Source organism: Microbacterium sp. NPDC087591, assembly GCF_044743625.1.
Classification (GTDB): domain Bacteria; phylum Actinomycetota; class Actinomycetes; order Actinomycetales; family Microbacteriaceae; genus Microbacterium.
Genome location: NZ_JBIUWU010000001.1, coordinates 1,045,192 through 1,071,913 on the forward strand (window position 1 = coordinate 1,045,192; position 26,722 = coordinate 1,071,913).

The 26,722-nt window shown below is 69.7% G+C and carries 24 protein-coding genes; 2 read left to right on the top strand and 22 right to left on the bottom strand.

Translation table 11 applies throughout. The features are described 5' to 3' along the window. Positions 1–12 precede the first annotated feature (12 nt). Positions 13–1,002, top strand: a complete 990-nt coding sequence (locus ACIOVG_RS04900) for a malate dehydrogenase (RefSeq protein WP_400869635.1) — start codon at positions 13–15, stop codon at positions 1,000–1,002. Positions 1,003–1,113: 111 nt separating this feature from the next. After that, complete coding sequence (locus ACIOVG_RS04905) at positions 1,114–1,587, top strand: dehydrogenase (RefSeq protein ID WP_400869637.1); 474 nt, start codon at positions 1,114–1,116, stop codon at positions 1,585–1,587. Between the two features lie 15 nt (positions 1,588–1,602). On the opposite strand, the gene ACIOVG_RS04910 is transcribed toward ACIOVG_RS04905, so the two are convergent. From ACIOVG_RS04910 to ACIOVG_RS05015, 22 genes are all read right to left on the bottom strand, one after another. Continuing rightward, positions 1,603–2,304, bottom strand: coding sequence for a hypothetical protein (locus tag ACIOVG_RS04910; protein WP_400869639.1), 702 nt, complete (start codon positions 2,302–2,304; stop codon positions 1,603–1,605). A gap of 1 nt (position 2,305) precedes the next feature. Beyond that, complete coding sequence (locus tag ACIOVG_RS04915; protein WP_400869641.1) at positions 2,306–3,907, bottom strand: alpha/beta hydrolase; 1,602 nt, start codon at positions 3,905–3,907, stop codon at positions 2,306–2,308. 71 nt (positions 3,908–3,978) lie between these two features. Beyond that, the gene (locus ACIOVG_RS04920; RefSeq protein ID WP_400869643.1) at positions 3,979–4,275 is read right to left on the bottom strand and encodes a hypothetical protein; all 297 of its coding nucleotides are present in this window, start codon (positions 4,273–4,275) and stop codon (positions 3,979–3,981) included. Positions 4,276–4,360: 85 nt separating this feature from the next. Next, positions 4,361–4,648 carry a WXG100 family type VII secretion target gene (locus ACIOVG_RS04925; protein ID WP_028501988.1) on the bottom strand — a complete coding sequence of 96 codons (288 nt, stop codon included), beginning with the start codon at positions 4,646–4,648 and terminating at the stop codon, positions 4,361–4,363. Positions 4,649–4,784: 136 nt separating this feature from the next. After that, positions 4,785–5,450, bottom strand: coding sequence for a hypothetical protein (locus tag ACIOVG_RS04930; RefSeq protein ID WP_400869644.1), 666 nt, complete (start codon positions 5,448–5,450; stop codon positions 4,785–4,787). A 159-nt stretch (positions 5,451–5,609) separates the two neighbouring features. Beyond that, a complete protein-coding gene (locus ACIOVG_RS04935; protein ID WP_028501988.1) occupies positions 5,610–5,897 on the bottom strand; it encodes a WXG100 family type VII secretion target in 288 nt (95 codons plus the stop codon). A 157-nt stretch (positions 5,898–6,054) separates the two neighbouring features. Beyond that, positions 6,055–6,513 carry a hypothetical protein gene (locus tag ACIOVG_RS04940; RefSeq protein ID WP_400869645.1) on the bottom strand — a complete coding sequence of 153 codons (459 nt, stop codon included), beginning with the start codon at positions 6,511–6,513 and terminating at the stop codon, positions 6,055–6,057. After that, a complete protein-coding gene (locus ACIOVG_RS04945) occupies positions 6,510–7,190 on the bottom strand; it encodes a hypothetical protein (RefSeq protein WP_400869647.1) in 681 nt (226 codons plus the stop codon). Before ACIOVG_RS04945 ends, ACIOVG_RS04940 begins: the two co-directional genes overlap by 4 nt. Before the next feature lie 33 nt (positions 7,191–7,223). Beyond that, the gene (locus ACIOVG_RS04950) at positions 7,224–7,832 is read right to left on the bottom strand and encodes a hypothetical protein (RefSeq protein WP_400869648.1); all 609 of its coding nucleotides are present in this window, start codon (positions 7,830–7,832) and stop codon (positions 7,224–7,226) included. Between the two features lies 1 nt (position 7,833). Beyond that, on the bottom strand, positions 7,834–9,150 hold the full coding sequence (locus ACIOVG_RS04955; RefSeq protein ID WP_400869650.1) for a putative T7SS-secreted protein: 1,317 nt from the start codon (positions 9,148–9,150) through the stop codon (positions 7,834–7,836). A 9-nt stretch (positions 9,151–9,159) separates the two neighbouring features. Continuing rightward, positions 9,160–9,522 (bottom strand): hypothetical protein, encoded by a 363-nt coding sequence (locus ACIOVG_RS04960; RefSeq protein ID WP_400869652.1) that lies wholly within the window; start codon positions 9,520–9,522, stop codon positions 9,160–9,162. 75 nt (positions 9,523–9,597) lie between these two features. Next, positions 9,598–10,098: a hypothetical protein gene (locus ACIOVG_RS04965; RefSeq protein WP_400869654.1), complete on the bottom strand. Its 501-nt coding sequence runs from the start codon at positions 10,096–10,098 to the stop codon at positions 9,598–9,600. Positions 10,099–10,166: 68 nt separating this feature from the next. Further along, positions 10,167–14,666: an FtsK/SpoIIIE domain-containing protein gene (locus ACIOVG_RS04970; protein ID WP_400869656.1), complete on the bottom strand. Its 4,500-nt coding sequence runs from the start codon at positions 14,664–14,666 to the stop codon at positions 10,167–10,169. 43 nt (positions 14,667–14,709) lie between these two features. After that, entirely contained in the window at positions 14,710–16,131 is a 1,422-nt protein-coding gene (locus ACIOVG_RS04975) for an RDD family protein (RefSeq protein ID WP_400869659.1), read from the bottom strand. Next, positions 16,128–16,853 carry a hypothetical protein gene (locus tag ACIOVG_RS04980; RefSeq protein WP_400869662.1) on the bottom strand — a complete coding sequence of 242 codons (726 nt, stop codon included), beginning with the start codon at positions 16,851–16,853 and terminating at the stop codon, positions 16,128–16,130. Before ACIOVG_RS04980 ends, ACIOVG_RS04975 begins: the two co-directional genes overlap by 4 nt. Next, complete coding sequence (locus ACIOVG_RS04985; RefSeq protein WP_400869665.1) at positions 16,850–18,499, bottom strand: serine/threonine-protein kinase; 1,650 nt, start codon at positions 18,497–18,499, stop codon at positions 16,850–16,852. Before ACIOVG_RS04985 ends, ACIOVG_RS04980 begins: the two co-directional genes overlap by 4 nt. Beyond that, complete coding sequence (locus tag ACIOVG_RS04990; protein ID WP_400869667.1) at positions 18,496–19,905, bottom strand: FHA domain-containing protein; 1,410 nt, start codon at positions 19,903–19,905, stop codon at positions 18,496–18,498. The genes ACIOVG_RS04985 and ACIOVG_RS04990 overlap by 4 nt, the downstream gene beginning before the upstream one ends. Continuing rightward, the gene (locus ACIOVG_RS04995) at positions 19,905–20,717 is read right to left on the bottom strand and encodes a PP2C family protein-serine/threonine phosphatase (RefSeq protein ID WP_400869669.1); all 813 of its coding nucleotides are present in this window, start codon (positions 20,715–20,717) and stop codon (positions 19,905–19,907) included. Before ACIOVG_RS04995 ends, ACIOVG_RS04990 begins: the two co-directional genes overlap by 1 nt. Continuing rightward, positions 20,714–22,051: an RDD family protein gene (locus ACIOVG_RS05000; protein WP_400869672.1), complete on the bottom strand. Its 1,338-nt coding sequence runs from the start codon at positions 22,049–22,051 to the stop codon at positions 20,714–20,716. The genes ACIOVG_RS04995 and ACIOVG_RS05000 overlap by 4 nt, the downstream gene beginning before the upstream one ends. Then, the gene (locus ACIOVG_RS05005) at positions 22,048–24,468 is read right to left on the bottom strand and encodes a transglutaminaseTgpA domain-containing protein (RefSeq protein WP_400869675.1); all 2,421 of its coding nucleotides are present in this window, start codon (positions 24,466–24,468) and stop codon (positions 22,048–22,050) included. The genes ACIOVG_RS05000 and ACIOVG_RS05005 overlap by 4 nt, the downstream gene beginning before the upstream one ends. After that, positions 24,465–25,727: a DUF58 domain-containing protein gene (locus ACIOVG_RS05010; RefSeq protein ID WP_400869678.1), complete on the bottom strand. Its 1,263-nt coding sequence runs from the start codon at positions 25,725–25,727 to the stop codon at positions 24,465–24,467. Before ACIOVG_RS05010 ends, ACIOVG_RS05005 begins: the two co-directional genes overlap by 4 nt. Then, positions 25,727–26,698 carry an AAA family ATPase gene (locus tag ACIOVG_RS05015; RefSeq protein ID WP_400869681.1) on the bottom strand — a complete coding sequence of 324 codons (972 nt, stop codon included), beginning with the start codon at positions 26,696–26,698 and terminating at the stop codon, positions 25,727–25,729. The genes ACIOVG_RS05010 and ACIOVG_RS05015 overlap by 1 nt, the downstream gene beginning before the upstream one ends. Positions 26,699–26,722 lie beyond the last annotated feature (24 nt).

A 26,722-nucleotide genomic window follows, 5' to 3' on the forward strand; every position in this document is an offset into this window, starting at 1 on the left:
TAGGCTCGGGGCATGACGACCACGATCACCCTCACCGGCGCCGGCGGACAGATCGGCTACGCACTCCTGTTCCGGATCGCGGCGGGCGACCTGCTCGGCCCCGACGAGAAGGTGCGGCTGCGGCTGCTCGAGATCCCGCAGGGCCTCGGCGCCGCGGAGGGCGCTGCGCTCGAGCTGCAGGACGGCGCGTTCGACCTGCTCGAGCACGTCGAGGTGACCGATGACGTCGCCGTCGGCTTCGACGGCTGCGATCTGGCGCTGCTCGTCGGCGCCCGACCCCGTGGTCCCGGCATGGAGCGCGGGGACCTGCTCGCCGCCAACGCCGGCATCTTCGGACCGCAGGGCGCCGCCATCGCCGCGAACGCGGCCCCCGGCGTGCGCGTCACGGTGGTCGGCAACCCCGCGAACACGAACGCGCTGATCGCCGCGGCATCCGCTGACGGAGTGCCCGCCGAGCGGTTCACCGCCCTCACCCGTCTCGACGAGAACCGCGCCAGGGCCCAGCTCTCGCAGGCGCTGGGCGTTCCCGTCTCCACGATCCGTCGCCTGCCGATCTGGGGCAACCACTCGGCCACCCAGTTCCCCGACATCTCGCACGCCACGGTCGGCGGAGAGTCGGTCACCGACGCGCTCGAGGCGATCGTGGGCGACGTGCCGACTTGGCTGGACGAGACGTTCATCCCCCGGGTCGCGAAGCGCGGTGCCGAGATCATCCAGGTGCGCGGGTCGTCATCCGTCGCCTCGGCGGCCAACGCGACCATCGAGCACGTGCGCGACTGGGTGCACGGCACCGAGGACTGGACGTCGGCCGGTGTCGTCTCGCACGGCGAGTACGGCGTGCCCGAGGGCCTCGTCTCGTCGTTCCCCGTGCGCTCCGTCCACGGCGAGTGGCAGATCGTCGAAGGCCTCGAGGTCAGCGACTGGGCGCGGAGCCGGATCGACGCCTCCGTCGCCGAACTGGTCGAGGAGCGCGACGCGGTGAAGGCACTCGGGCTGCTCTGAGACCGGTCGGCGGCGGGCGGGCGAAGGGCCGGGGCCGGGATCGTCGTCGAGCCCGGGATACCGGTCGCCGATCCGTGGCAGAACAGGGCAGAATGGGGGCGGAGGTGCGCGATGAGCGAGACGATCGATCCCACGAAGGTGGCGGCATCCGTCGATGACGCCCTCACCAGCCCGCTGCACCTGCCGCACGACGCAGCGCAGTGCCCGAAGTGTTTCACCGAGCTGCAGCAGAATCGCAATTTCTGGACCGCGCGCCCAGACGGCTCGCGCCTGGTCGGCCTCGTGGTCGCACGCGAGGGGATGCCGTCGGTCGTCGAGCAGCGTGACGACCTCACCCGGTTCGGCGTGCCGATCGAGGGCTTCCGCCACCCGGCGCCCGACATCCTGGAGAGCTGGAACGACCGCCTCGCCCGCCTCATCTCGACCCTGCGAGAGGGTGATGTCGTGGTCGTCGCGAACATCAAGGCACTCGGCCTCGACGCCGACGAGGGGGCTCGCACGGCCGCGGAGCTGCGCCGTCACGGCATCATCGTGAAGGTCCTGAACCACGACGCGCGGCACCTGGCCGACGCTGCGGCGCGCTGAGCGCCCTCCACCGCCTCAGCTCCCGTAGGGTGCCTTCGGCGGGTCCGTGACGACAGGCTGCGGGATGACAGGTGACTCGTCCTCGTTGAAATACACCGGGCCACCGGCGGGGAAGTAGAACTGCGGCACCGAATCCACGCCTTCTGTTGCCGGGATCGAACGCCACGTCAGGATGTCGTCCCCGCGGTTCTCGTCATCGCCGACCATCGCCGAGAGAGCATCAGAATCTCCCGGCGTGCACGGGGTGTCGGCCGATGCCGTCACCGTGCCCTCTGCCGGCCGGATGGTCACGACGGCTCGGCCCACCGCGTCGTCCTCGGCGATGACATTCCACTCGGCGCGGTCCCCCTCGCCGTAGACGGCCGTCTCCGACTCCAAGCCGGCATCCGCGAACGCCTTGACGGCCGCGTCGCTGAGGGCCTGTCCGTCGACGTCAGACAACGCCACGGAACGTCGGTACGCGAAACGGTAGCCATCGTCGGCATGGCCGAGATCGCACGCGATCGGGAAGGCTCCGTAGCCCCCGATCGGCACGTCCCACACGCCCTCGTGCACACCCATCAGGACGGTGTGCATCGTGTTCGCCATCGTGAGATAGCGCTTCTCTCCGTCGCGATACAGCTCATCGCCTTCGGGAGCCGCCTGCGCAGCACATCCGGTCATCACCAGCACCAATCCGGCGGCCACGACCGCCCACGCGTAACGCATGGCTGCCACCCTAGTATCCATATATCCCGGGAGACGAAAGCCCTCGGGCGATCAGCTCCCACATGCCGTCCTCGCTTCCCTCGCCACCCACCTCGGTGCCGAGTTCTCCGGTCGTCACGATCGACCTCACGTTGTAGAACGACTCGCTGCCCAGTTCGAGATAACCGCCCGCCTCGTGCTCCCACGGGAAGTTCGCACCACCGTGGGCACTGTGACCCGGCGTCGGGAGCAGATCCCCGCCCCCGGCGTCGATTCCTCCGTCGCTGTCGAACACCGTCACACCGTCGAGGCTCGTCGGCGAGGTGCTGTGCCCCCACCCGGTGAGCTTTCCGATCGGTGCCCAGAAGTCGTTCTCCGACGTCGTCGCGAAGATGCGCGGCGCCTCGGACGATTGCAGGTTGGCGAGCACGTCGGCGTCATCGGGAAGGCCAGCGGACCCCACGACGATGAATCTGTCGACGCCGAGCCCGTCGGGGGCGGAGCCGATCGCCAGGCCGGCCGTCGTGCTTCCGTAGGAGTGGGCGATGACGTTGATCGTCCTCTGCCCCGACTGCGCATCCAGGCCCAACAGGAAGGAACGCAACGCCGGCGCCCCGTCCTCGGCACGAGACATCGACGGCTCCTCCACGAAGTCGGGAGAGTCGTATCCGAACCAGGCGATCGCCGCATCCCCCGTCTTGTCGATCAGGTCACGCGCAGACTGCCCGAACTCGCCGATCCCTGTCACGTCGGAGAGCATCCCTGGCACGAGTGTCGATACGTTCTGCGCGTCGAGAGGGCCGTACCAGACGGCGGCCGTCAGCTGTTGCGAACCCGTCGGGTCGAACGCGATGAGCTTGCCGCCGTTCCTTTGAACCTCGGCCCACAGCTTCGTGACCTCGGTCTTGAGCGGATCCGCGAGGGAATCCACGCTGGCGTGCAGCGCCGTGAGCCGACGCAGGTTGGCTTCCGCGCGGACATCGAACGGGACGCCATCGAGGTTCCCGATGATGTCGGGGTACTGCTCGGCGAGAGCATCGCGCAGCGCGGGATTGTCGTTCCACAGTGCCAGCACCGCCGCCGGGTCATTCGCTGCGAGCAGGGCGTCGAGCAGAGCGCGCTCGTCGTTCGTCAGGTACACCGAGGTGCCGGCCGCGAGCGAGGCGAGCGCCGCGTCGTACGCCTCGTCCCAGGCAGTGTAGTGCCGCTCCCATGTCTCCCAGAGCTCGTCGAGGGCCGCTTTCGCGGCATCCCGCGTGGCGATCGCGTCACGCGCGTCCTGATTCGCCGTCGCGACCTCGGTGTCTGTTCCCGAACGCGAGGTCCACAGCGCATTCGACCCCGCCTGCTCGGCCTCTCCGGCCGCACGCTTCCAGGCTTCGTGGGCGTCTTCGATCTCGTCGATCATGCGGTTGGCCGGTTCGGCGGACGCGGTGTAGGCATCGGCGTACGCGGCGAGCACCCTCGAGAGCAGTTCTGCCTCGGCAATGCCGGAGCGGACGGGGGCGAGGAGCGCCTGCGCATCCGAACGCGCTCTCCCGATCGAGTCGCCGACACCCGGCAGCTCAGTCACACGCTGCGCACGAGTCCGGAGGTCTCCGAGTCCCTCGGCCACGAGATCGAAGGTACCCACCCACGTTCCCATGGATCCCGGGCTGCCTTCGAGTTTCTCCAACGGATATCCGAGGTTCGGCGATGTCAGGCTCACGGCTGCTCCGCCCCGGTCAGCTCGACGTCGAGATCGGAGAACCTGCCCGAGATCGCCTGGAGGCGCATGCTGATGTCGGATGCATCACTGATGCACGTGCCCACCGTGTCTTGCAGCGCATCGAACCGCCGGCGCATCTCCAGTCGCAACGACGGCCGGTGCGCGGGGTTCTCGATGCCGACATCGTCACCCTGCAGAGACCCTTCGACGCTCATGAGCGTCGTCACCGAGTCGTTCAACGCAGCGGTCTCGTTGATGAGGTCGGTGTAGAAGACCTGAACTTCGTCTGCCATGCTCGCCCCCCGCGATCCTGACAATGGATGAGGCGGGGCGCCCGGTGATCATCACACCGACCGCCCCGTTCCGGAGTACTGTGTGTCAGCTGCCGGCGAGCTGCTGGTCCAGGTCCTGGATCGCACGCATCATGCCCAGCAGCGACTCGGACATGTCGTTGATGCCATCGACCGCGGTCTTCAGACCCGTCGTCAGCTCCGTGTAGCCCTCACCGAACTTGCCCGACGCGTGCTGCGTCTTGAAGTCCTCACCCAGCAGGGTGTCCACCTGACCCTTCAGCGTGTCCAGCTGACCCTGAATGTCATCACGAGCCTGCGACAGCGACGACGCCACCTGCTCCATCTCTGCATAAGACGCACCGAAATCGGCCATCGTCCACACCTCCGGAAATCGTTGGGAACGGACCCCTCCGGCCCGAATAACTCCACCCTACGGACGAACCGCACCGGCCGTCGATGGGGACAAGTCCCCATCGCCCTCCTCATTCCGGGATATCGACCCGGCGGCATCAGTTCCGGCCGAACGCGGATCGGATCCGCACCCACAACGGATCCGCCTCCGCGAGAGCCGAGACCAGACGCATCACCCCACCGATCTGACCGACACCCGCGATCAGGGCGACGAGGCTGACGACCGCCGATGCGAGAGTCATCGACGTGAACTGCCAGGTCAGATCACGCACCACCAGCGCGGCACCGCCGATAGCCAGCAGCAGCGCCAGCGTCCCGGATATGAGCCGTGCGAGCACCCGTGGTTCGAGATTCACCGCACGCGCCTGCACCCATCCACCGAAGCCTCGCCGGGCGCCGCTCCGCACGGAGGGAAGTCGGATCCAGGAGAAGGCTGCGTTCAGCAGCTGTCGCCCCGAGGACCACAACGCGATCAGCACGGCGATGCCGGCGACCCCGATGGCAGCCGATATCGCGATGGCGATGAGGTCGACCGCGTGCGGCACACCTCCGAGCATCCGCACCGTCTCCGTCAGCCCGACCGCGACGAAGGTCCCGCCGACCGCGAGCAGGAATGCCAGCAGGCCGAGCAGCCACCGCGACCAGCGCTCGTAGTCCGCGCGCAGCGCCACCGCCGCACGTTGCGAGTCGGACGTGCGGGCATCGGACTCCTGCGGGGTTCCGAGGTAGAGACGCGACTCTGGTCGGATCAGCGCGAAAGCCATGCCCTCAGGCTATTCGCCAGCTGCGCCTCAGATCGTCCACCTGCTGTTCCTCGCAGGAGCACCGCACCGACCTCACTGCGGCGCGACGGGAAGGACACCCGCAGATGCGAAGAGGGCCGACCGTCATGGTCGACCCTCTTCGTGAAACCGTGCCGCGTGTCAGCTGCCGGCGAGCTGCTGGTCCAGGTCCTGGATTGCGCGCATCATGCCGAGCAGCGACTCGGACATGTCGTTGATGCCGTCCACCGCGGTCTTCAGACCCGTCGTCAGCTCCGTGTAGCCCTCACCGAACTTGCCCGACGCGTGCTGCGTCTTGAAGTCCTCACCCAGAAGGGTGTCCACCTGACCCTTCAGCGTGTCCAGCTGACCCTGAATGTCATCACGAGCCTGCGACAGCGACGACGCCACCTGCTCCATCTCTGCATAAGACGCACCGAAATCGGCCATCGTCCACACCTCCGAAAATCGTTGGGAACGGACCCTTCCGGCCCGAATAACTCCACCCTACGGACGAACCGCGACGCCCGTCGATGGGGACAACTCCCCATGCCGCTCGACACTGCCCGCCGCGCTCTCTCCGAGAACGGCGACGATACGTCGCCGCTCACCCACGATGAGGCGTGGAACCGCGCCGACGCACCGCATCGCTCCGGACCACGATCCCGATGATCAGCAGTACGCTCACGCCGGCCATCGGAATCCAGGCCGCGAGATCCTGATCACCGAAGCCTCGGGTGTCCCCGACGCCCACCGCCAGCCGGAAGCCGAGGATTCCGGCGCAGACGATCCCGACCAGCACGGCGAGAGTCTCACCGGTCCGCGCGCTCTCGGGGTCGGGAACCCGAAGGGCCAGCACGATGACCAGGATGGGGATCGCGATCATGCCCGCGACGAGGGCCATGGCGAGCGCGTGAGCCGGATCCAGAAACGCGTTCTTCCGGTCGGCGGGTCCGAGCATCACGGCCTGGACCAGAGCGGCGACGAGCCCGATGCCGAGCAGCACGCCCCAGACTGCGCGATACGACGTGCCAGGCTCCCGCTCCCGCGACGATGCCGGCTTCACTCGTCGGCGTCCGCCTCGTCGGTATCCGTCGGCCCCTCTGCGGGGGTGGCGACCGCGGTCTCCAGCGCTTCCTGCTCCCAGGCCACCGTCGAGATCATCAGATCGCTGAGCACCGTCATGCCGCGGATCGCGCTCTCCGAGATCGCCGCGCTGTCCGGCGTGAGGATCGTCGTGGTGAACACCAGGGCACGTGCTCTGTTGGTGGCGGGCACCGGCAGGACGTAGGTGAGTGTGCGTCCGGCCACCGCGCCGATATCCGACCCGCCGGGCATCGCCGAGGACTCCGCCTCCCATCGCACGATGTGCTTGGCGTCCTCGAGGAAGTCCGCGCCCCTGGTGCGGAACGCCTCCGAGATCCACCCGTCGAGGTTCGCTCCGCCCTCTCCGTCGACCGCGGATGCCGTGATCGTCATGGGAAGCAGCTCCTCAGCCTCGACCTCCTCCTGCCGGAAGATCGCGAAGACCTTGGACCGCGCCATGCCCTGGCGCACGCGGGCCATCATCGCCCGGTACTGCGCCTCGAGGTCGGGGCGACCCGCCTGGCGGAACAGCTGCGCCGCGCGCTCGAGGTCCGATCTCTCCGTCTCGGAGGATGCCGCCTTCCGACGCCACCCCGGGGGGAGCGCGATGCGGAACGGCGGGATCCCGTACTGCAGCTCGACGCGGAGATCATTCATAGGACCATCCTCACAGATGCCGTGCGCGCGAACTCACTTCGCATCGGTCCCGGAGCCGGCGGGGAGCACGATGCCCTCGACGAGCCCCATCAGCTCCTCCTCGAGCCGCGCGAACACGGGGAGGGTCGTGCCCATCGCGTTGATCGCGATCAGGACGGCACCGTTCTGCAGGAGCAGATCCCACTGCGCGACCAGCAGCGCCCGCCCGTCCTCCGGCTGCACGCCGGTGGTGCGACGGACCAGGATGCCCGAGCCGTGCGAGTCGGTCTCCACAGCGACGCCATCCGACGCCGTGGACTCCGGCGAGGCGGTGACCTCCGCGATGATCTCGCGGGCCGAGTCTCCCTCGAGGTCGGTGACCACGACGCTGACCAGGACGTCGCTGTAGACACCGGGCGGCGCGAACCACAGGCGCGTCACGAACGGCTCGATCATCGTGAGGAGGGCCTCAGCCGTGACGGCGAGCCCCTGACGATCGCCATCGGTGAGCGGCGCGGAACTCTCGTAGTGGGAGATGACCGTGTCGATCCAGGCGCGGGCTCCGTCCGGATGCTCCGCGCCCTCGCCGGCAGCGGGCAGCGGGATGAACTGTGCCGCGTCGTAGTCCAGCCCCCAGGTGATCGCGGGTGTGGCAGCGGCCATCTCAGAACACCCCGTTGATGGCGCCCGCGGGCGACAGGGCACCACTGGGGCGTCCTCCTGTCACGGAGATGCCGCGGTCGATCCACTTGTAGACGTTGAAGGCCTGCTCGAACGCGGTCGGCGCACCGCCCACCACGTTCTGCAGTGCTGTCGGCAGCTGGCTCAGGAGCTGCGTCCCCATGGCCTGCTTGGGTGCCGAGTTCACCGCATTCGTGAAGGCGATGGTGAACGACCGATTGGTGCCTCCGACGAGACGGTCGAGCATCCCCGTCAGCGAGAACGGACCGGTCATCTTGACCCCCGACACGCGACCGGCGAAGGCGTCGAACTTCGGCAGCCAGTCCGCCCGCCATCCGGAGCGGGGAGCGAACTGAAGGTTGTTGAGCCCGCGGATCTGCTGGAAGGGCTTCGTGATGCCCTTGCCGATCTCTCCGAGGAACTTCAGCTGGCCGCCCTTCTTGAAGAGCATCCCCAGTTTTCCGATCGGGAGGATGCCGACGACCGACCAGAGGAGATCGCCGATGCCCTTGCGCCCGTCGAACATCAGCGCCACCGTCAGCACGAGCGACACGACCGCCACGATCACCGCCAGCGCCGCGATGAAGGGGCCGCCGATGATGAGACCCAGCACCGCGAGCCCGAGCCCGACCCAGCTGAGGATCTCGGCGATCACGGCGATCACCCCCGCGATGTTCTCCCAGGTCGAGTCCTCACCGATCTTGTTCGCGTCTTCCAGGTCGTTGACCGCCGTCTCGTACGCGCTCTCCCACGAGTCGTAGACGGTGTCGAAACGACCGAGGTTTGCATCGTGGGCCTCACGGGCCTGCGCGAGCGCCGTGGCGGCACTGGCCGCGGCCTGCTCGAGACGGTCGCTCTCGCGAGTGCTCGCGTCCTCGGCATCCGGGGCCGGCGGATTCCACGCGAGCGCCGTGGTGTGACTGTTGAAGTCGCTCTGAGCATCGGCGGCGGCGGTCTGACGTGTGCTGAGCGCGCTCAGAGAGTCCTCGCAGTCGCTGACGATGGTCGACATCTGCTGCTGGGCTGTGCTGAGGGCATCGGCATACCTTCCGAGCACGGTGCCCGCCGGCTGGTATCGCTCCCCCGCCTCCTTGAGATCCTTGTGCGAGTCTTCGACGACCTCGCGGATCTTGTCCATGGCATAGCCCTTGCCGCGAATGCTCCCGTCGCCGATGCCGCGCAACACCACGGCCGCGGAGAGCATGTCCTCGGCGAGCTCGGAGATCTGTGTCGCACGGGCGTCGATCGCGACCGGGTCTCCCGCGATGACTTCGACGTTTCGCCCTCTCGTGGTCTGCATCACTGCCTCCTAGTTGGCGTACGGCTGGCCGCGACCGGCGCTCGGCGCTGCTGCCTGCGGCGTCGCCGCAGCCTGCTCCATCTGACCGGCGAGATCCAGGTCCGCCGCGGTCGTCTCGTCGATCGTCCCCTGCACGCGCTCGCTCACCGAGCGGAGCTTGGTGAGCAGCTTGTCCCGACTGTCGTTCCAGCTGCCTTCGAACGCATGGCAGCGGTCGCGGAGGCGACCGTCTCCGGCGGGGCGGCCGACGGCATCCTGCACATCGCCCTGCCTCGCGCTCGCGGACTCGAACTCCGAGATGATCCCACTGATCTGCTGCGCCATCGTCTGCAGCTCTCCCATCGGGAGCAACATGCCGTCATTGCCTGCCACGACACCCTCCTCTTCCCGGTCCGACGATATCCCCTCGTCACCACGTGCTGCGATGGGGAGAAGTCCCCACGTCGGTCACCCGTTCCGCGAACGGACGACCTTGAGCAGATCCTCCATCGCCACCGCACCGAGCGCCGTGAGCGCAGCCGCACCGAGACCACGCTTCGCGAACCGCTTCGACTCCTTTCGGAAGAGCTCCCGCGGGTCGTGGGCCACGACCGCTGCCGCATCGTTCCAGCGGTCGAGCGGCACCTGCGCCAGCTCGTGCCTGTGGGCGCGGCGGATGCGCGCCAGTCCCCGCGCCGCCTTGCTGCGCTCCCACGCGGCGTCGGCGAACGGCTCGTTGGCACGGGCTTTGAGCGCACGGTCCTGGCTCTTCGCGGCCTCTCGCACCAGCTCGGCCACTGCAGTGGCGTAACCCGGCATCCTCCCCAGAAGGGACTTCTCCTCGGACTCCCAGGCGCGCAGAGCGCGATCGCCGCACGCGTAGCAGAGTCGCGCGGGCAGGACCCCTGATTCCAGGTATCCGCAATCGCACTGCGTCGACTTCGCGCGCTTGCCCGCGTTCCCGCTCATCCCGCCATCCTCGTCGATCGGTTCCGTCTCTTCGCCCCGCCGTGGCCCGCCGTGATCACGACCATCTCTCAGCCCTCCACCAGTGGCATCTGCAGCGTGACCTGACGCCCCGCCTGCACGAAGATACCCCGACCGTCGGGGAAGTCGGTGCGCTTGACCTTGGGGAACGGCACCTTGAAGACCGCGTCGCCGTCGAACGCATCCGGCTTGAGGATGATGCCCTTGCGACCGGCCTTGAAGTCGCCGATGAAGCCGAAGCCGCTCGTGACCTGCGTGACGTCGGCATCGCCCACCAGCAGATGATCGCTGCGGTTGATCGCCTGGAAGAGCGCCTTCATCTCGCGTTCCGCTGGGCCGTCGGCGAACTGGGGCACGTCCTCGACCACGATGAGCATCCGCACCGGCAGGGTCTCGTCGACCGCGATCTCGGTGATCTCCTTCGCGAGCTCCTTCGCGTCCTCCGGGGTGACCGCGCTGCGCGTCCAGTCCACATAGCCCTTGAGCTGCGCGCGCCGCCCGCCGAAGTGGAACAGCTTGATCTGGGGGTCCAACCGCCGCATCGACGTGATGATCGCCTTGAGGGCCGTCGTCTTGCCGGACTGCGGCGGACCGGCCACCACGAACGTCCCCACCGGGTCGAACTCGCGAGGCGCCAGCGTGTCCTCGGCGACGCCGAGAACCGGGAACTCGCCGATCCGGTCCGGGAGGTCGCGCACGGACAGCCGTGTCGGGAGGGCCCCGATCTCGGCCACCTCCCGCGCACCGCTCGCCCGGAGCTGCGCGGCGAGCTGGTCGAGGAGCTTGGTCTGCTCGGCGACGTTGGGCGTGCCGCCGAGCGTCGCGATCTGGGTCTCGAGACCGTCGACGATCGCGCGCCCGGGGGCGGACCGCTCGTCGAGCACGTCCTTCGGGGCGTTGAGCATCGCGTAGCCGGACTCATCGGCCAACCGCAGCACGACGCGGCGCGAGACGTTCGCGCTCACCGCTGTCGGCACCGAGCCGGAGCGATCGGCGCTGGCGACCACATGCACGCCGAGCGGTCGCCCCTCGCCGAGGATCCGCATGAAGGTCTGGTAGAACGGCATCCGCGCGGTCGTCGACTCCCACTCTCCGCGGAACTGCGGGAAGCCGTCGATCAGCAGCAGGATGCGCGACTCGGCCGTGCCGGTGATCTCCCGGTACTCCGTCAGGCTCGACGCGTTCGCCGCGCTGAAGCGCTTGCCGCGGTCATCGAGCACGCGGGCGAGCGATCGGAGGATGCGCTGCACGCGTTCCGCGTCGTCGCCGGAGATGATCGATCCGACGTGCGGGAGCACCTCCAGGCTCTTGAGCGAACCGGATCCGAAGTCGAGCCCGTACACCTCGACGTTCGAGCGGGCGCCGTCGAAGCCGGCCGCGATCGCCAGGGTGCGCAGCACGGTGGACTTGCCCGATCCGCTGGTGCCGTAGACGAGCAGCGAGCCGTCCTTGTCCGGGTGGAAGTACGCCGGCTCCTGCAGCTGGCGCTCGGGGACGTCCATCTTGCCGAGCAGGATGCGACCGTCGCCGTGCACCGGCAGATCGCGGATGTCGACCGCGCGCTCCAGGTCGTCGAGCCATGGCCGACGCGGAGCCGGGATGGCGGCCTGACGTGCCGCCCGCACGAGCGTCGCGACGATGCGCTTCTGGTCGTTGGGCCCGAGGTCCTCGTCGTGCGAGTCCGATTCCGGCGCCTGTTCGGCCTCCCAGGTCTGGATCGATCCGAACCGCAGCTCCGCCACCCGCACCTCGGCGATCTGGGCTTCATCCGTGGTCCATCCGCCGGCGTAGGCCGACTGGAACGGCACGAGGCGCCCTGGCCCGGTCTTCGCGATGCCGCGACCGGGAAGCGACGGCGGGAAGGACGCGGCCACCGGGTCGTCCACGACATCCTTCGAGTCCGACTCGTCGGCCATGCGCAGCGCGACGCGCAGGTTGGTGTTGGCGCGCAGGTTGTCCTTGATGACGCCCGCGGGACGCTGGGTGGCCATGATCAGATGGATGCCGAGCGAGCGGCCGCGCTGGGCGATGTCGACCACGCCGTCCACGAACTCGGGGACCTCGCCGGCGAGCGCGGCGAACTCGTCGATCACGAGCACCAGGGCGGGCGGCGTCTCCGGGTCGCGGCGCTTCTCGAGCTCGAGGAGGTCCTTGGCCTTCTTGCGGTTGAACAGGTGCTCGCGGTGGTGGAGCTCGGCGCGCAGGCTGGTCAGAGCGCGCCGCACCAGGTGCGGACTCAGGTCGGTGACCAGGCCCACCGTGTGCGGCAGGTCGACGCAGTCCGCGAACGCGGATCCGCCCTTGTAGTCGACGAACAGGAACGTCACGCGGTCGGGGCTGTGCGCCGCCGCCATCCCGAGCACCCAGGCCTGCAGGAACTCGCTCTTACCGGCACCCGTCGTGCCGCCGACGAGTGCGTGCGGCCCCTGCGAGCGCAGGTCGAGCGTCATCGCATCGGTCTTCGACTGCCCGATGATGGCGCGCAGGTTGCCGGACTTCTTGAGCCGCGACTGGGGAGCGCCGGAACGATCGATGATGGTGTTGTTCTGTCGCCAGCGGTCGATCACGGCGTTCGCGTCCTCCGCGACCTCGGAGCCGACGAGCGACAGGAAGCTCACCGAGTTCGGGATGTCGGATGAGTCCTCGATGACCGTGCTGGAGTCGACGACCGGCGCGAGGCGCTTGGCGAGCATGGTCATGTAGGCGTGCGACACACCCTCGACCTGCACATCGCGGTAGCCGACGCCGCTGCGCACGGTGCCGACGACGGCGTGCTCGAGGCCGGCGCTCACGTCGACGAAGGTGCGGCAGGCGGCAGGCAGAGCTGCGACGACCGGAGCGACGAAGAGACCGTAGACCCCCACATCCGCTCCTCGTTCGAGGATCTGCGTCAGCCGGGCCCGATCGACGGGCGCATCGTTCGTGACGATCACGAGGATGGCCGTCTGTCCGGGGAAGGTCGCGTCCTCCGCGGCGCGCTTGACATCGGTCCCGTACAGCATCGGGTCCCAGTCGTCCCCGTAGGGCGGACGCTGCGACTTCGCCTCGCGCGATCGCCGCAGCACGATCTCCTCGAGACCGCTGAGCAGGGCAGTGCCGGTGGAGGCGGAATCGGCGAGCGAGACATCCTTGAACGGGCTCCGCTCGCTGGAGGTGTGCGGCAGCCATTTCAGCCAGTCGAGCTCGTTCGCCCAGCCCGGCTCGGTGAGCGCGACGGTGACGAGCTCGTTGGGCGAATGCATGCCGAACAGCTGGACCGCGATCCCGCGCAGGGCATCGCTCGCGAGCGAGGTGGGTCCGGCGACACCGATCGACCCGACGCTCTGCAGCGACTCCAGGATCGGCACATCGGGGATCATCTTGTAGCGCTCTTCCAGACGGTCGACGCGCTCCACGTACTCGACGAGCGCCTCCGGCGTCTCGGTGCGCTTGATGCGGGTGCGCGATTCGTCCTCGCAGACCCCGAGCCGCAGCGCCAGGAAGTTCCAGTGCTCAGGGCGCCGCGTCCACAGCAGCGGGCCGAGCCGCATCGCCTCGTCGAACACGACGGCGACCGCCGGCACCTCGTTGTGACGGACCTCCCGCTCCCGGGGGTGCGCGTGGTAGAGCTTCTCCTCCAGGCGCTCGAACTGCTCTTCGAAGGACTCCTCCTCCTTACGCAGACGCTGGCCGAGGTTGGTCTTCTGGGAGATGAAGTTCCCGAGCATCATCAGCGGGGACATGAAGACGATGAGCAATGACCGCGGGTTCCCGCTCATGGCGAAGATCGCGAGGCCGAGCAGGATCGGCGCCACCAGCATCGGCCAGGGGAACAACCGCTGCACCTGATCGCGCGGGTAGCGCGGCTCGTCGAGGTCTTCTCCGGTGAACCGCTCCTCCACCCGGGGGCTGCGGTTGAACATGAGAGCGCCGCCTCGCTCGAGCACGGGATCGCCGTCGGCCGAGCCGTCGAAGTCGCTCACCAGGTGCACCACGAACTCGCAGTCGCCCAGCGTGAACCGCTGGCCGGGGATCACGCGCAGGCGCTGCACGAGCCCGCCGTCGACGAGGATGCCGTTGGCGGAGTTGAGATCGACCAGCTCGACGAAGGTCGAGGCGACCTCGATGCGGGCGTGACGCTTCGACACGAGCGGGTCGGCCACGGTGACGTCGTTGGCCGCATCACGACCGATCAGGAAGTGGCCGATGGGCAGGGGGAACTCCTGCCCGGACGCGGGTCCGGACACGACGCTGAGCAGCGCAGCGGGGCGGGCACCGATGGTGCCGGTCGAGGCGCGATGAGGCCCGACGTTGACGACCTCGGCGAGGAACCCGGAGCCGATCGGGGCGTCGCCCACGAGCAGGTCGGGGCTGAGCATCGTGAGCTGGTCGCTCGTCGGCGGCGCCACGGACAGCGTGAGCACGTCGGCGGGACCCGCCGCGATGCTCCGCTGCGGATCGGTGGACGCGATCTGGCGGGCGACGTCGGCGATCGTCGCCGTGGAGTCCGCCATCACCACCACATCCGTCAGGGGGGCTGCGGGTCGACGCAGGGTCAGCTTGACTCTCATCGTCCGTCCTCACCGCGCCGGGGGCGCGTCTCATCGTGTGCGGTCATACCCATTCCACCGTCAGCGTCCGATCGCCGAAGCGCACGGTGTCACCGATCTGCAGCTCGGCCGGATGACCGGCGACCAGCGGGGTCTCGGCTCCGTTCCGGATGATCGCGCTGCCGTTGGTCGACGCGCGATCGACCGCGAAGACACCGCGTCTGGCGGGCATCACGGCCAGGTGGGTCTTGGACACGGAGCGGGTGTCGTCTGCCACACGCACCAGCTGCGCCTCGCCTTCGCCGGCGGCAGCGGCGGGCGCGCGTCCGAACAACGTCGTGCCGCGGACCTCGATCCGCTGCCCGGTGTCGAGGATCAGCACAGCGCGCGTCCCCGCCGGCGCAGGGCTCTGCGCGGGGGCGGGCGTCGGGGTCGGCGTCGACGGTTGCGGCGCCGGGGCAGGTGTCGCCGGGGCGGGGGCCGCGGCAGGTGCCTGCATGGCCGGAGCAGGGGCGACCGGGGCAGGGGACGGGGCGGCCGGTGGCGCGAACGAAGCCACCGGGGCGGGGGCGACCGGGGCCGCAACCGGCGCCTGCACGGCCGGGGCGGGGGCCGCGGCCGCAGGCGGAGCGAAGGTGGGCGCGGGCGCGCCGGTCGCGAGCGACGGCGGAACGGCCGAGACGACCGCTGCCGCCGCAGGTTCCTCCTGCTGCGGACCCGACGCCGTCGCGGTGCCGCCGCGGTGTGCGCCGATCACGCCGCCGGATTCGCGCGCACTCGGCACGTAGGCGGCGGGAGCATCGCGGTCGACCGGGGTCGCGAGGGACGGCAGCGGCGCTTTCTCCTCATGCTCCGGCGTCTTCACGCGCTTGCGCGCGATGCGCATCCGCTTCTGGTCATAGGGGTTGAGGCCACGGCGGGCATCGATGAACCAGGTGCCGGCAGCGAGGTCGAGCCATCCGCGTCCTCGGCGTTCGATGTCGAACAGCGGCGAGAGAGCGACGACCAGCGCGGGGCCGATCACCGGGATCAGGAACGACGCGCACGCCACGAGGTAGCGCACGACCGCCCCGCGCCAGAAACCGGGGCGTTCGAGGGTGCGCACATTGATCGAGCGGATGCCGCACACGGCCTTGCCGAGAGTGACGCCCTTGCGTCCGTGCAGCACCAGCTGCACGACGATGTAGGCGATCATGAGGCCCTGCGAGGCTGCGACGGCGACGATGATCCAGATCAGGTCAGCGCGCGCGAAGAGCTCCTCCGTGTCGAATCCGCCGAGGGCGGCATCCATCAGGATCGGAGTCACCGTGAGGATCGCCGGGAGGGCGATGACCACAGCCAGCGCCCACTCCAGCAGCGCCGCGGCCACGCGGGCGCCACGCCCTGCGGGGATCAGGCCGAGCGATGCGGCGTACGCCGGATCCGGCCGTCCGTTCTTGTCGAGTCCCTCGATCTCAGGAGCGTGATCGTCGATCTCCCAGATCACTCCTGCTCTCCTTCTGCTTCTTCGTCGTGGGAGGCGTCCAGCAGCGGAAGATCCGCTCGGGTCACCAGGCGGGAGGCGATCACGTGCTCCACCAGCCGGGCCCGCCTGTTCGTGGCGAAGCTGCGCTGGCCGCCGCGCATCCCCGGAACGCCGATGCGGTCGAACTTGTCGCACACGTTGTCGAGCTTGCGGTTGAAGCGCGTCACGGTCCACCCCAGTCGCTCCGCCGCCTTCGCGGAGGTCGGGATCTCGCTCATCCCCGTTCCGTCGCGGCGCAGCTGCGGCTCGGCGAGGGCGAGGATCAGCAGGCGCTGGCTGAGAGTGAGCGGCATGTCGCCGATCGTGGAGGCCCCGCCGTCGTCGTGCTCGCGTTGGGTCGCTCGGAACGTCGGCTCTGCGGCGTGCAGGGTCAGCTCGTACGTCGTGGGACCGGCGCTGAAGACCACCGTGGTCTTCTCGAACACGAGGGGAAGACGAGCGCCCGGCGCCAGCCAGGCCTGCACGCCTCCGGCCGAATCCGTCACGGTCGCCGTCAGCCGGGTGCCGACGTTCGACAGCCACCACAGCCCGTCCGCATCCGTGATCTCGAGGAAGTGCCGATGCAGGAACAGGTTGTCGTCGAGTTCGAGGTCGCCCTCGCGCCCCACGATGAATCGTCCTCCGGCACTCACGGGGAAGTACTCGCCCGCGAACTCGACCGTGACGCCCGCGCCCGCACTCATCCGCACACCTTCACCACGTCGGAGGCCGTGCCGTTCGCGCGACGCAGCATCACCTCGATGCACACCTGCCCCGCTCCGGTGACGGTCGCCGTCTCCTCCGCCACCTGGTTCACGGCGCCGTCGCCGGCGGGATCCAGGTTCACCCAGAGGTAGCTGTCGCCCTCGAGCGGCTTCGGGTTCTTCCAGGTGAACGTGACCTGATCGCCGGTGCGAGTGGCCGCGGCGTCGGCGACCTTGGGCACGGCTTCGGAGATCGGGTCCTGCGGGGTCGCCGTCGGCTCATCCGAGGCCTGCGGGTTCGGTTCCGGAGTGATGCCGGCGACGAGGGCGTTGAGCCCGAAGATCCCGCCGACGACCAGCACGACTCCTGCGGCGATCAGCGTGATCCACAGCCCCGTGCGACGGCGCGGCGCCGACGGCGTCTCGCTCGCCGGCGGCGGGGGCGGCGTCGGCGATCCCGGTACCCCCGCCGTCGGAGCCGTCGGGAACGGCGTCACCGCATCAGGGGCGACCACCATCGGAGCGCGCAGGATCGTACGCTCATCAGCGTCGGGAGCAGGCGTCGCCGGCCGCGGCGGGCGGATCTGCGTCGCCTCCACCGCGGGCTCCGCCGCCGGCGGCGCGTCGAAGCGGGGGATGTCGGTCGGGGCCCACTGCGAGCCGCGCGGCTGCGTCGCGGCGGACGGCCGTGTGAAGGAGGCGGCATCGGGGTCGATGCTCACGATCTCGCGGACGCGGGTCAGTCCGTCCCCGTCATCCTCGAGCTCGTCCTGTGACGGGTGCTCATCGACGATGTCGATCGGCGTCACCGAGTGCGACAGCTCGATCTGCACCTTCTGCAGCGCGCGAGCGAACGCGACGGCGCTCGGGAACCGGTCGTCGGGGTTCTTCGCCATGGCGCGGTCGAGCACGCGCTGCAGACTCTCGGGAGAATCCGGACGGTTGAGGGGCTGCAGGGCCGCCCGCTCGATGCGCTCGATCAGGTCGGCACTCGAGTTGCGCTCGCCCGGCCGTTCGAACGGGGACCGACCGGCCAGCAGCGTGTACAGCGTCGCCCCCAGCGCCCAGACGTCGGTGCGGGGACCGCTCTGCGGAGGCTCGGCGAACGACTCCGGCGGCGACCACGGGATCGACATGCCGGAGGCCTCGCCCGTCGCGCCGGTGGTCGACGCGATTCCGAAGTCGGTGAGGGCCGGTCGGTTGTACTCCGTGACCAGGATGTTGGCGGGCTTGATGTCGCGGTGCAGGACGCCGGCGCGGTGCGCGGTCTCGACGGCACCGGCGACCTGCACTCCGACGCGCAGCGCCTCAGCCACCGAGAACGGCTCCTTGCGCGCGCGCAGCTGCAGGTTCGGCCGCGGGCAGTACTCCATCACCAGATACGGTCGACCGTCGCCGGCCACTCCCGCCTGGTAGATCGTGACGATCGCGGGGTGCGTCGACAGCATCGCCATGACGTTCGCCTCGTCGGTGAACTCCTGGGCGGCGCCGCTGGAGATGCGGTCGGCCAGCAGCACCTTCACGGCGACGCGACGGCGCGGCATCTCCTGCTCGTAGAGGAAGACGTCGGCGAAGCCACCCGTGCCCAGCGGCTCCACATACGTGAAGCCGGGCAGGTCGGGTGGCGGAGAGGGACGACGACTCACGGCAGATCCTCGAAGGCGACCGTGACGCCGTCACCGAGGTCGACCACATCGCCCGAGAGCACGAGCGTCTGCTCACCCGGGTGGAGACGCATCGGGTCGGCGCCCGGACGCAGCAGCGTCGATCCGTTGGTCGTGTGCAGGTCGATCACCACGACCGTGTCGCCCTCGGGGCGGACTTCGAGGTGGCTGCGCGAGATGTCCTGCTGCGGGCTCTCGACCGCGACGAGATGCGGCAGGTTCGCGCCGCTCGCCCTGGTCGAACGGGGACGACGACCGATGATCACCGTGCGATCGAGTGCGACGACCTGCCCGGTGGAGACGCGGATGCGCCCGGCCAGCGGCGCGTCGGTCACCGGGAGCACAGCGGTCGCCACGTCATCGGCGACCGGCGCCTGCTGGCGCAGCGCACGGAGCTCGGCGGCGGAGATCGTCGCGCCGTCGTGATCTCCTTCGGCCGCGGGGGCCGCCACAGCACCGGGGGCGGCCGGAACCGAGTGCACCGTGGCGCCCCAGAGCTGATCGAAATCCTCATCGGCGGGGGGAGCGAGCGTGACCTCGGGCGCGTTCAGGAGGGACTCGATCACGGCGACAGCGTCGGTCTCGGCCTCGGGGTCGGATGCCGGCCCAGGGACGGGCTCGGGCTCCGGCGCCGGGACGGGCTCAGGCTCAGGCTCGGGCTCCACGACGGGCTCAGGCTCAGGCGCCGGGACGGGTTCCGGCTCGACGACCGAAGACTCCTCCTCGGCCGGCTCGACGGACGAGGGCTCCGTCAGGACGGGCGGATCGAGGGGAGTCGCGACCGCGTCGGGCACCGGAACGGGCGCTGCGGACGAGGGCGCGGGGGCGCCGAGTTGCACCAGCGCCGGCACCGCTCTCCCTGAGAGAACCGCGGCGGACACACCTGCTTCCGCGACGTCGATCCGCGGCGCCGGTCCCAGTGCGGACGTGAGCTCTGCGGCATCGCTGGGCTCGAGCTCGGCGCTCACCGCGGCCGCGCGGACGATCCCGCTCTGTGCGGGCAGGGCCGCGGCGGATGCCGAGTCCTCGACCGTGATCTCGATTCGGCTCGCGCGTCCGACGAAACGCTCGCTCCACGTCGTGACGTCTGCACCGGACAGGTCGTGGGACTCCCCCGATTCCGTGCTCACACGCGCGACCACACCACCGCGCAGGGCGATGCGCACGTCGTCGCCCTCCGCCACGGCGGCGACGAACGGCGGGAGCGAGGCGAACGAGCCGCCGGCCTGCGCCGTGAGCACATCGACCACGGTCGCCAGGGTCTTCTGCGCGGGCAGCTGGGCCCAGAGCCGGTCGATGACATCGGCGGGCGCGTCCGGGGGCAGGGCGACCAGGGCGCCCGGAATCACGATCAGGTACCAGGTCCCCGGTCGGTAGATGGTCTGCATCAGTGAACCCCTCCTGCAGCTTCTCGCGGACGCGTGTCCATGTCGATGTCTGTGTCGGTCTCGAGCAGCGTTCCCGGCCGCGAGGCGACCGAGACGGCATCGATGACGATGACCGTGATGTTGTCTCGGCCCCCGGCGCTCACGGCGTCGGCGACCAGCACGTCCGCCGCTGCCTGCGGATCCGGTGTGCTGTGCAGCACCTCGCGGATGCGGTCGTCAGACACTTCCGAGGTGAGCCCGTCCGAGCACACCAGGAGCCGGTCGCCCAGCTCGGCGGGGAACATCCAGTAGTCCGCGTCGCCCGTGCTGCTCGCGCCGATCGCCCGGGTGATGATGTTCCGGCGGCGATCCGTGAGCGCGCCCTCGGCGGTCAGCTCACCCGATTCGATCAGCTCCTGCACCACCGAGTGGTCGACGCTGATCTGCTCGAGCTGGCCGTCTGCGAGGCGGTAGGTACGGGAGTCGCCGATGTTGAGGGCCAGCCAGTAGCCCATGCCGTCGACGGATGCGATCACGACGCCGCTCAGCGTCGTCCCGGCTCGGCCGTTGCCCGTGGTCGAGAGCTCCTCGACCCCTTCCCGCGCTCGGGACAGCGCGAAGCGCACGTCGTCGAGCTCGAGGGCGGATCGACCGATGAAGCGCGCGAACTCGGCGATGACGGTCGCGCTCGCCCGCTCCCCCGCCTCGTGCCCGCCCATGCCGTCTGCGACGATGAACACGGGAGCACCGGCGAGATGCGCATCTTCGTTCAGGGCGCGCCGGAGTCCCGGATGCGTCGCCGAACCGGTCGAGACGACGAGCCCTGGCCTCACGCGTAGCCGCCGATCGTGACGATGCGGTCGCCGATCTCGATGGCGTCGCCCAGTCGCACCGGAACGCGTTGGCCGGCGGGGCAGGCGATCCGCTGTCCATCCCTGACGATGGTCATTCCGTTCGTGGAGTGCCGGTCGAGCACCCAGCCGCCCGAGGCCTCGGCCGCTGCCTCGAAGTGGGTCTTCGAGAGCGACAGGGTCTCATCGCGCACCGAGACGATGATCGCGCCGTCCTCCGGGCCGGGATTGCGGCCGAAGATCGTGCGGCGCGAGACCGACACGCGCGTGCCGTCGTCCCAGGTGAACACCAGACGGTGACCAGGGATGCTGATGCGGGTGTCCTCGACGTCGGACTCCTCCGCCTCGAACGCGGGAGTCGACACAGCGGGAGCCGGAGCAGCAGGCACCGACGGAGCCGGTGCCGGTGCGGCAGACGCGGCAGCGGCGGGAGCCGAAACAACCGGAGCAGGAGCCGCGGGAGCGGCGGGAGCCGGAGCCGGAGCCGGCGGCGCCTGCTCCGGTGCCGGTGTCGCCCGCGCGGGCGCCGAGTCCTGTGTGATCCCGGGCACGAAGGCGATCAGGTCGCCGGCGTCGGGGATCGGTGCCGCCGGTGCGGCCGGAGCCGCCGGCGCAGGAGCAGGTGCAGGTGCGGCGGAGGCAGGAGCGGGGGCGGGGGCCGGCGGCGACGCCACGACGGGCGCGGCCGGGGTCGGCTGTCCGAATCCGGGCGCCGGGAGCGAGGCGGGAGGCGCGAACGGCGCTCCGGCGCGAGGGGACGGATGGGGGAGGCCGGGAACCACGGGAGCAGCCGAGGTCGCGGGCGCGGCGGAGGCGAGCGACGTCGGGGCGCCGGGGGCCAGCATCGTGGAGGGCGCGGACGCCTCGACACGAGCATCCAGCATCAGGGCGTTCCCGACCTTGTCGTGCCAACCCTGGAAACGTCCGGAGCCGTCGAACAACGGGCTGAAGTAGCCGACGACGATCGCACCGGCGAGACCGAAGATGATGTTGCGCAGGAGGGCGCGTCCGAAGCCCAGCGGCTTCCCGTCGGTCGCCGATGCCAGTCGCAGACCCTGCGCGCGCATGCCGATCGAGCCGTTGCCCGCCTGCATCAGGGTGTACACGACGAACCACGCCAGCAGTACCAGACTGACGATCGGACCGCCGATCAGCAGCGTGGTCAGAGTCCCTTCGATCCCTCCGGCGAGCGAGGCGGCGACCAGCAGGCCACCTCCGAGGACGATCCCGAGGCCTCCAGCGATCAGCGCGTCGATGATGTAGGCCACCGCACGCCGGGAGATCGGCGCGACCTGGCCGAACGGTAGCAGTGTCATGGGGTCTCGCTCTCGGGTGAGGTGGACGTCGTGCGGGTGTCGCCGGTCGGGCCGGCGTTGTTCTCGATCGTGCCAGGTTCGCGGCGTACGCGCGCGGTCGCGGCATCCTTCAGATTCTGCAGACCGTTCGAGACCGCTGTCCCTCCCAGCAGGGAGCGCAGACTGAGGCGCGCCTTCGTCCTCTTCCAGAAGCCGGCCTCTTTGCCGAGGCCCCCGACGATGCCGTCGACCTCCTGCCAGAAGGCGTCGACCTCTTCGGGCGTCGGGTCGGCGGGACCGAAGACCTCGCGGTCCGCCCGCTCCGCCAACGCGGTGACCTGCGGCACCGCGAGACTGCTCGCGACGACCGTGGCCTCCTCGACCCGGGTGCCGCCGGAACCGACCTGCGCACCGTAGTCGATCGCGCGGTCGGTCAGCTCGTCCCAGCCGCCGCTGATCCGGTCCGATGTGCGAGCAGCGGAGCGCCGCGCGCGGCGCTTGGCCGCCTTCCAGGCGCCGATCACGATGAACGGCGACGCGAGGATCGCGAGGATGGCGAGGGAGATCCCTCCGATGAGGAGGATCGCGCCGATGATCCCGGCGAGGTTCAGGTTCTCATCCTCCGACTCGCGGTCGTCGGGCAGCGTCGGCGGCAGGTCGACCGGCTCCTGCGGCGGGGGCGGCGGCTGCAGCACCTGCGGCTTCGGGTCGACCCGCGGCTTGGTGTTCGTGTCGTTGGGGACCTGGTCCTCGGGCGGGGTGGGGCTGAAGGGCACCCATCCGACGCCCTCGAAGTTGATCTCGACCCAGGCGTGCACGTTGTCGCCGGTGGCCTCGAAGACGGCCTCGCCCGCCTGCTCCTCATCGGGGTAGTAGCCCATCACGACGCGGGCCGGAATGTTGATCTCCCCCGCGAGCAGCGCCATGGCCACGGCGTACTGCTCGTCGTCGCCGATCATCTGGTCGCCGCCGACCAGCGTCGAGATGCGCTCGGCGGTGTGACCGGCGCGCGAGAGCACCTCACCCTCCAGCCCATGGCTGAAGAACCCGCCCTCGGAGAGGTAGGACTCCAGGGCCCTGGCCTGCTCGATCGCGGTCTCCGCGTCGGACACGGTCTCGGCGGCGAGGGTGGTCAGCTCCTCGGGGACGTTGCTGGGCTTCGGCATCGGAACGGTCCCGAACGCCAACTCGGCGAGCTGCTCGTCGGTGTACTCGTTCGGCATCACGGCATCGACCGTGTACTGATCGCCCTTCGTGAGCACGGGCGTGGCGACGGCCGTCTCGGTGGCGGTGTTCACGTAGGTGCTCCGTCGCAGCTCCTCGGCGCGGGCACCGTCGAACTCGATGTCGCTGAGGATGCCGGCCGTGGGCATCCACACACCGCGATAGTCCTCGATCGCGATCTTGAGGGTCACCGGAACACCCTCGGCATCCGGCGCCATGTCGGAACGCAACGGGGTGAACGCGCTCGAGGAGGTCGGGCCGCCGTCGGTGACGTTGTAGACCATGCCGTCGTACTGGTCCATCACTGCGGTGCGGATGCGCGCCCCCTTGGGCAGCCCCTGCACCGTGAAGAGCGTCTCCTCCGCCTCGTCCCGCACGTTCTTGCGGAAGGCCTGCAACGGGCTCGGGTAGTCGCGGATGTTGAAGGGCGGGATGATCACGTCGCGGAACACGTGTCTGCTCTCGGCCGGTGCTGCGATCGCGCTCGTGGCGACGCCCGCGCCGCCGGCGATGGCCAGCACCGCGACACCGGCGAGCAGCCGGCGCAGGCGCATGTGCGCGGCACGGGAGGGATCGACATCGCTCACCGAGACGGCCGCGTTCTGCGGAGCCCAGATCTGACGCAGCGCGAGCCAGGCGACGGCGACGACGGCGAAGACCAGGCCCTGCACGATCGGGAAGGCCGGCTCCGGGGTACCGAGTGCGATCACGAGCATGAGCAGTGCCGCAGCGGGGATCAGCGCCCAGGCCACCTGCGCGAGACGCAGGGCGAGCGACGCCGTCAGCGCCGTCACCACCAGCGCGAGCAGGAACGGGACGACGAGGTGTCCGTCGCTCGCCGCGACCGGGGCCACGGTCGTCAACAGCTGCTTCCATGCGGTGACCGGGGCCAGCGCGAGTCGCTGCAGCGTGTCGAGTGACGGGATGACCCCGATGATCGCGGTCTGCGGCAGCGCGAGCGCGCCCCCGAACACGAAGTAGGTGGCGATCACGAGGCCCGTGGTGATCAGGATGCCCCAGCGCCGCCAGGCGGTGACGGCCGCGATCCCGAGGCCGAGGACGACCCCTCCGATGGCGGCGGGCAGGAACGAAGGCCCCCCGAACGTCGGCCAGAATCCGACGAGCGAGACGACGACGAGCGCCATGGTGGCACCGAGGTCGAGGATCCAACGGCGCAGGGGGAGCGTGGGGGACGCGGTGGCCGGAGCGGTCATGCGAGTACCTTCTGCAGAGCGAGCGGGACCTGTGCGAGTTCGCCGATGGTCATGACGTCGGCGTCACCGATGCGCTGCAGCGCCGGCGACGACACGGAGCCGTCCGCGACGACCGCGAGGACGCGCGCGCCGTAGGGCAGGCGGGAACAGGCGAGTCGGAGATCGTCGGCGCGCACCTTGGAGCCGCACACCAGCACCACGACGCTCGCGAGGGGCATGGTGCGGGACAGCACACCGGCCAGCTCCGCGATGCCTCCTTCGCGCGGCTTGCTCTCCTCGATCGCGGCGAGCGAATCGAGCAGCTGCTTTCCGGTGCCCGCGGGGAGTTCACGGCCCTGGACGCGCACATCGACGCGCTGTGAATCACGGATCGCGCGCAGACCGATGGATCCGGCGATGGAGATGGCGAGTTCGAAGTCCTGATCGGAGGCGTAGTCGCCCGTCGAGCGGGAGAGACCGATCACGAAGTGCGACCGACGGGTCTCCTCGTACTGACGCACCATCATGGTGCCCGTGCGCGCGGTCGACTTCCAGTGCACGTGGCGCAGGTCATCACCGGGCTGATACTCCAGCAGCGCGTGGAACGAGACATCATCGCGCGACAGGTCCGCCGCCGGGAGTCCCTCGAGATCGCGCAGGTATCCGAGCGACTGACCGTCGAACAGCACAGTGCGCGGATGCACGTACAGATCCACCGGGTCGTCGCGGCGGTGTGCACGCTCGAACAGACCGAGCGGGTCACCGCGGACGACACTCACCGGCCCCACCTTCACGACCCCGCGCTTCTGGGTGGGGATCGCGAACAGCTCCTCCGCCTCCTCGCCGGCGGCGAGCCGCTGGATGCCGAACTCGCCGCGCCCCGCGCCGACGGGCAGCACCACGCGCGAGGGCAGGATGGCCCGTGTTCCGCGGTTGGCGAGGGTCAGCGCGCCGACCGCCCGCTCCCCCACCACGACCCGGGTGCGCGCGAGGTCGAGCGACACGTCGTAGGCCGTGCGCCCGATCAGGAACAGCGAGCACAGCACGAGCGTGATCGCGATCACGACCGCGGCGACCGTGAACTCCGACCAACCGGCGACCTGGCCGAGGATCCAGAAGCCCACCACGAGCGCGAGCAGCACCCACGCCAGGGGGCGGACTGCCGCCGCGATGAGTCGGAGGCGCGTCAGGACGCGCGCGCCGATGACGGCCGCGATATCACGCCATCCGGCGTCGCGTTCCGTCTGCGCCGGCGGCGCCTGAAGTGCCTCCGCGGTCATCAGGCCGCCGTTCGCGCCTGCGGTGCAGCGACGGCGTCGAGCACGCGGGCGATGACCGCGTCGCTGCTGGTGCCGGCGAACTCCGCCTCGGCGTCGAGCAGCAGTCGGTGCTGCCAGACCGGGCGGGCCAGGGCCTTGATGTCATCCGGGAGCACGAAGTGGCGTCCGTGGGCCGCTGCCCACACCTTCGCCATGCGGATCATCGCGATCGCACCACGCACCGAGACGCCCAGGCGGATCGCGGAGTCGGCACGCGTGGCCTCGGCCAGTTCGGCGACGTAGCGCAGCACCGCCGGTTCGACGTGCACGGATGCCGCGAGGTCGGCCATGTCGGCCACCGCGCTGGTCGTGATGATGGCCGAGAGTGCCGCGGAGGGGTTGCGGTCCGAGGCACCGGCGAGGATGCTCTCGGTGATCGCGAGGTCGGGGTAGCCGATCGACGTCTTGATCAGGAAGCGGTCGAGCTGTGCCTCGGGGAGCTTGTACGTTCCCGCCTGCTCGATGGGGTTCTGCGTCGCGATCACGAGGAACGGACGACCGGTCTCGTGCGTGACGCCGTCGACCGTGACGCGCGACTCCTCCATCACCTCGAGCAGCGCGGACTGCGTCTTCGGGGAGGCACGGTTGATCTCGTCCGCGAGCACGATCGACGCGAAGATCGGTCCCTTGTGGAACTCGAACCTGTGCGACTGCTGGTCGTAGATCGTCACACCGGTCACGTCGGACGGCAGCAGGTCGGGCGTGAACTGGATGCGGGCGCTGGTGCCCTGCACGGTCGCTGCGAGCGCCTTCGCCAGGCTGGTCTTCCCGGTCCCGGGAGCATCCTCCAACAGCACGTGTCCCTCGGCGAGCATCGACGAGAGCACGAGGCCGACGATCTCCTTCTTGCCCTGCACCGCCTTGTCGATGTTGTCGACCAGACGCTGGAAGGTGCCCTGGAACCAGGCAGCCTGTTCGGGGGTCATGCTCATGGGGTGTTCTGCTTTCTGTGAGAA

Bases quoted from the DNA above. Each gene is read 5' to 3' on its own strand.
- ACIOVG_RS04945 (WP_400869647.1), bottom strand. From the start codon at position 7,190: ATGAATGATCTCCGCGTCGAGCTGCAGTACGGGATCCCGCCGTTCCGC.
- ACIOVG_RS04930 (WP_400869644.1), bottom strand. From the start codon at position 5,450: ATGGCTTTCGCGCTGATCCGACCAGAGTCGCGTCTCTACCTCGGAACC.
- ACIOVG_RS05015 (WP_400869681.1), bottom strand. From the start codon at position 26,698: ATGAGCATGACCCCCGAACAGGCTGCCTGGTTCCAGGGCACCTTCCAG.
- ACIOVG_RS04950 (WP_400869648.1), bottom strand. From the start codon at position 7,832: ATGGCCGCTGCCACACCCGCGATCACCTGGGGGCTGGACTACGACGCG.
- ACIOVG_RS05010 (WP_400869678.1), bottom strand. From the start codon at position 25,727: ATGACCGCGGAGGCACTTCAGGCGCCGCCGGCGCAGACGGAACGCGAC.
- ACIOVG_RS04925 (WP_028501988.1), bottom strand. From the start codon at position 4,648: ATGGCCGATTTCGGTGCGTCTTATGCAGAGATGGAGCAGGTGGCGTCG.
- ACIOVG_RS04905 (WP_400869637.1), top strand. From the start codon at position 1,114: ATGAGCGAGACGATCGATCCCACGAAGGTGGCGGCATCCGTCGATGAC.
- ACIOVG_RS04955 (WP_400869650.1), bottom strand. From the start codon at position 9,150: ATGCAGACCACGAGAGGGCGAAACGTCGAAGTCATCGCGGGAGACCCG.
- ACIOVG_RS04990 (WP_400869667.1), bottom strand. From the start codon at position 19,905: ATGCAGACCATCTACCGACCGGGGACCTGGTACCTGATCGTGATTCCG.
- ACIOVG_RS04970 (WP_400869656.1), bottom strand. From the start codon at position 14,666: ATGAGAGTCAAGCTGACCCTGCGTCGACCCGCAGCCCCCCTGACGGAT.
- ACIOVG_RS04965 (WP_400869654.1), bottom strand. From the start codon at position 10,098: ATGAGCGGGAACGCGGGCAAGCGCGCGAAGTCGACGCAGTGCGATTGC.
- ACIOVG_RS04900 (WP_400869635.1), top strand. From the start codon at position 13: ATGACGACCACGATCACCCTCACCGGCGCCGGCGGACAGATCGGCTAC.
- ACIOVG_RS04920 (WP_400869643.1), bottom strand. From the start codon at position 4,275: ATGGCAGACGAAGTTCAGGTCTTCTACACCGACCTCATCAACGAGACC.
- ACIOVG_RS05005 (WP_400869675.1), bottom strand. From the start codon at position 24,468: ATGACCGCTCCGGCCACCGCGTCCCCCACGCTCCCCCTGCGCCGTTGG.
- ACIOVG_RS04935 (WP_028501988.1), bottom strand. From the start codon at position 5,897: ATGGCCGATTTCGGTGCGTCTTATGCAGAGATGGAGCAGGTGGCGTCG.
- ACIOVG_RS05000 (WP_400869672.1), bottom strand. From the start codon at position 22,051: ATGACACTGCTACCGTTCGGCCAGGTCGCGCCGATCTCCCGGCGTGCG.
- ACIOVG_RS04980 (WP_400869662.1), bottom strand. From the start codon at position 16,853: ATGAGTGCGGGCGCGGGCGTCACGGTCGAGTTCGCGGGCGAGTACTTC.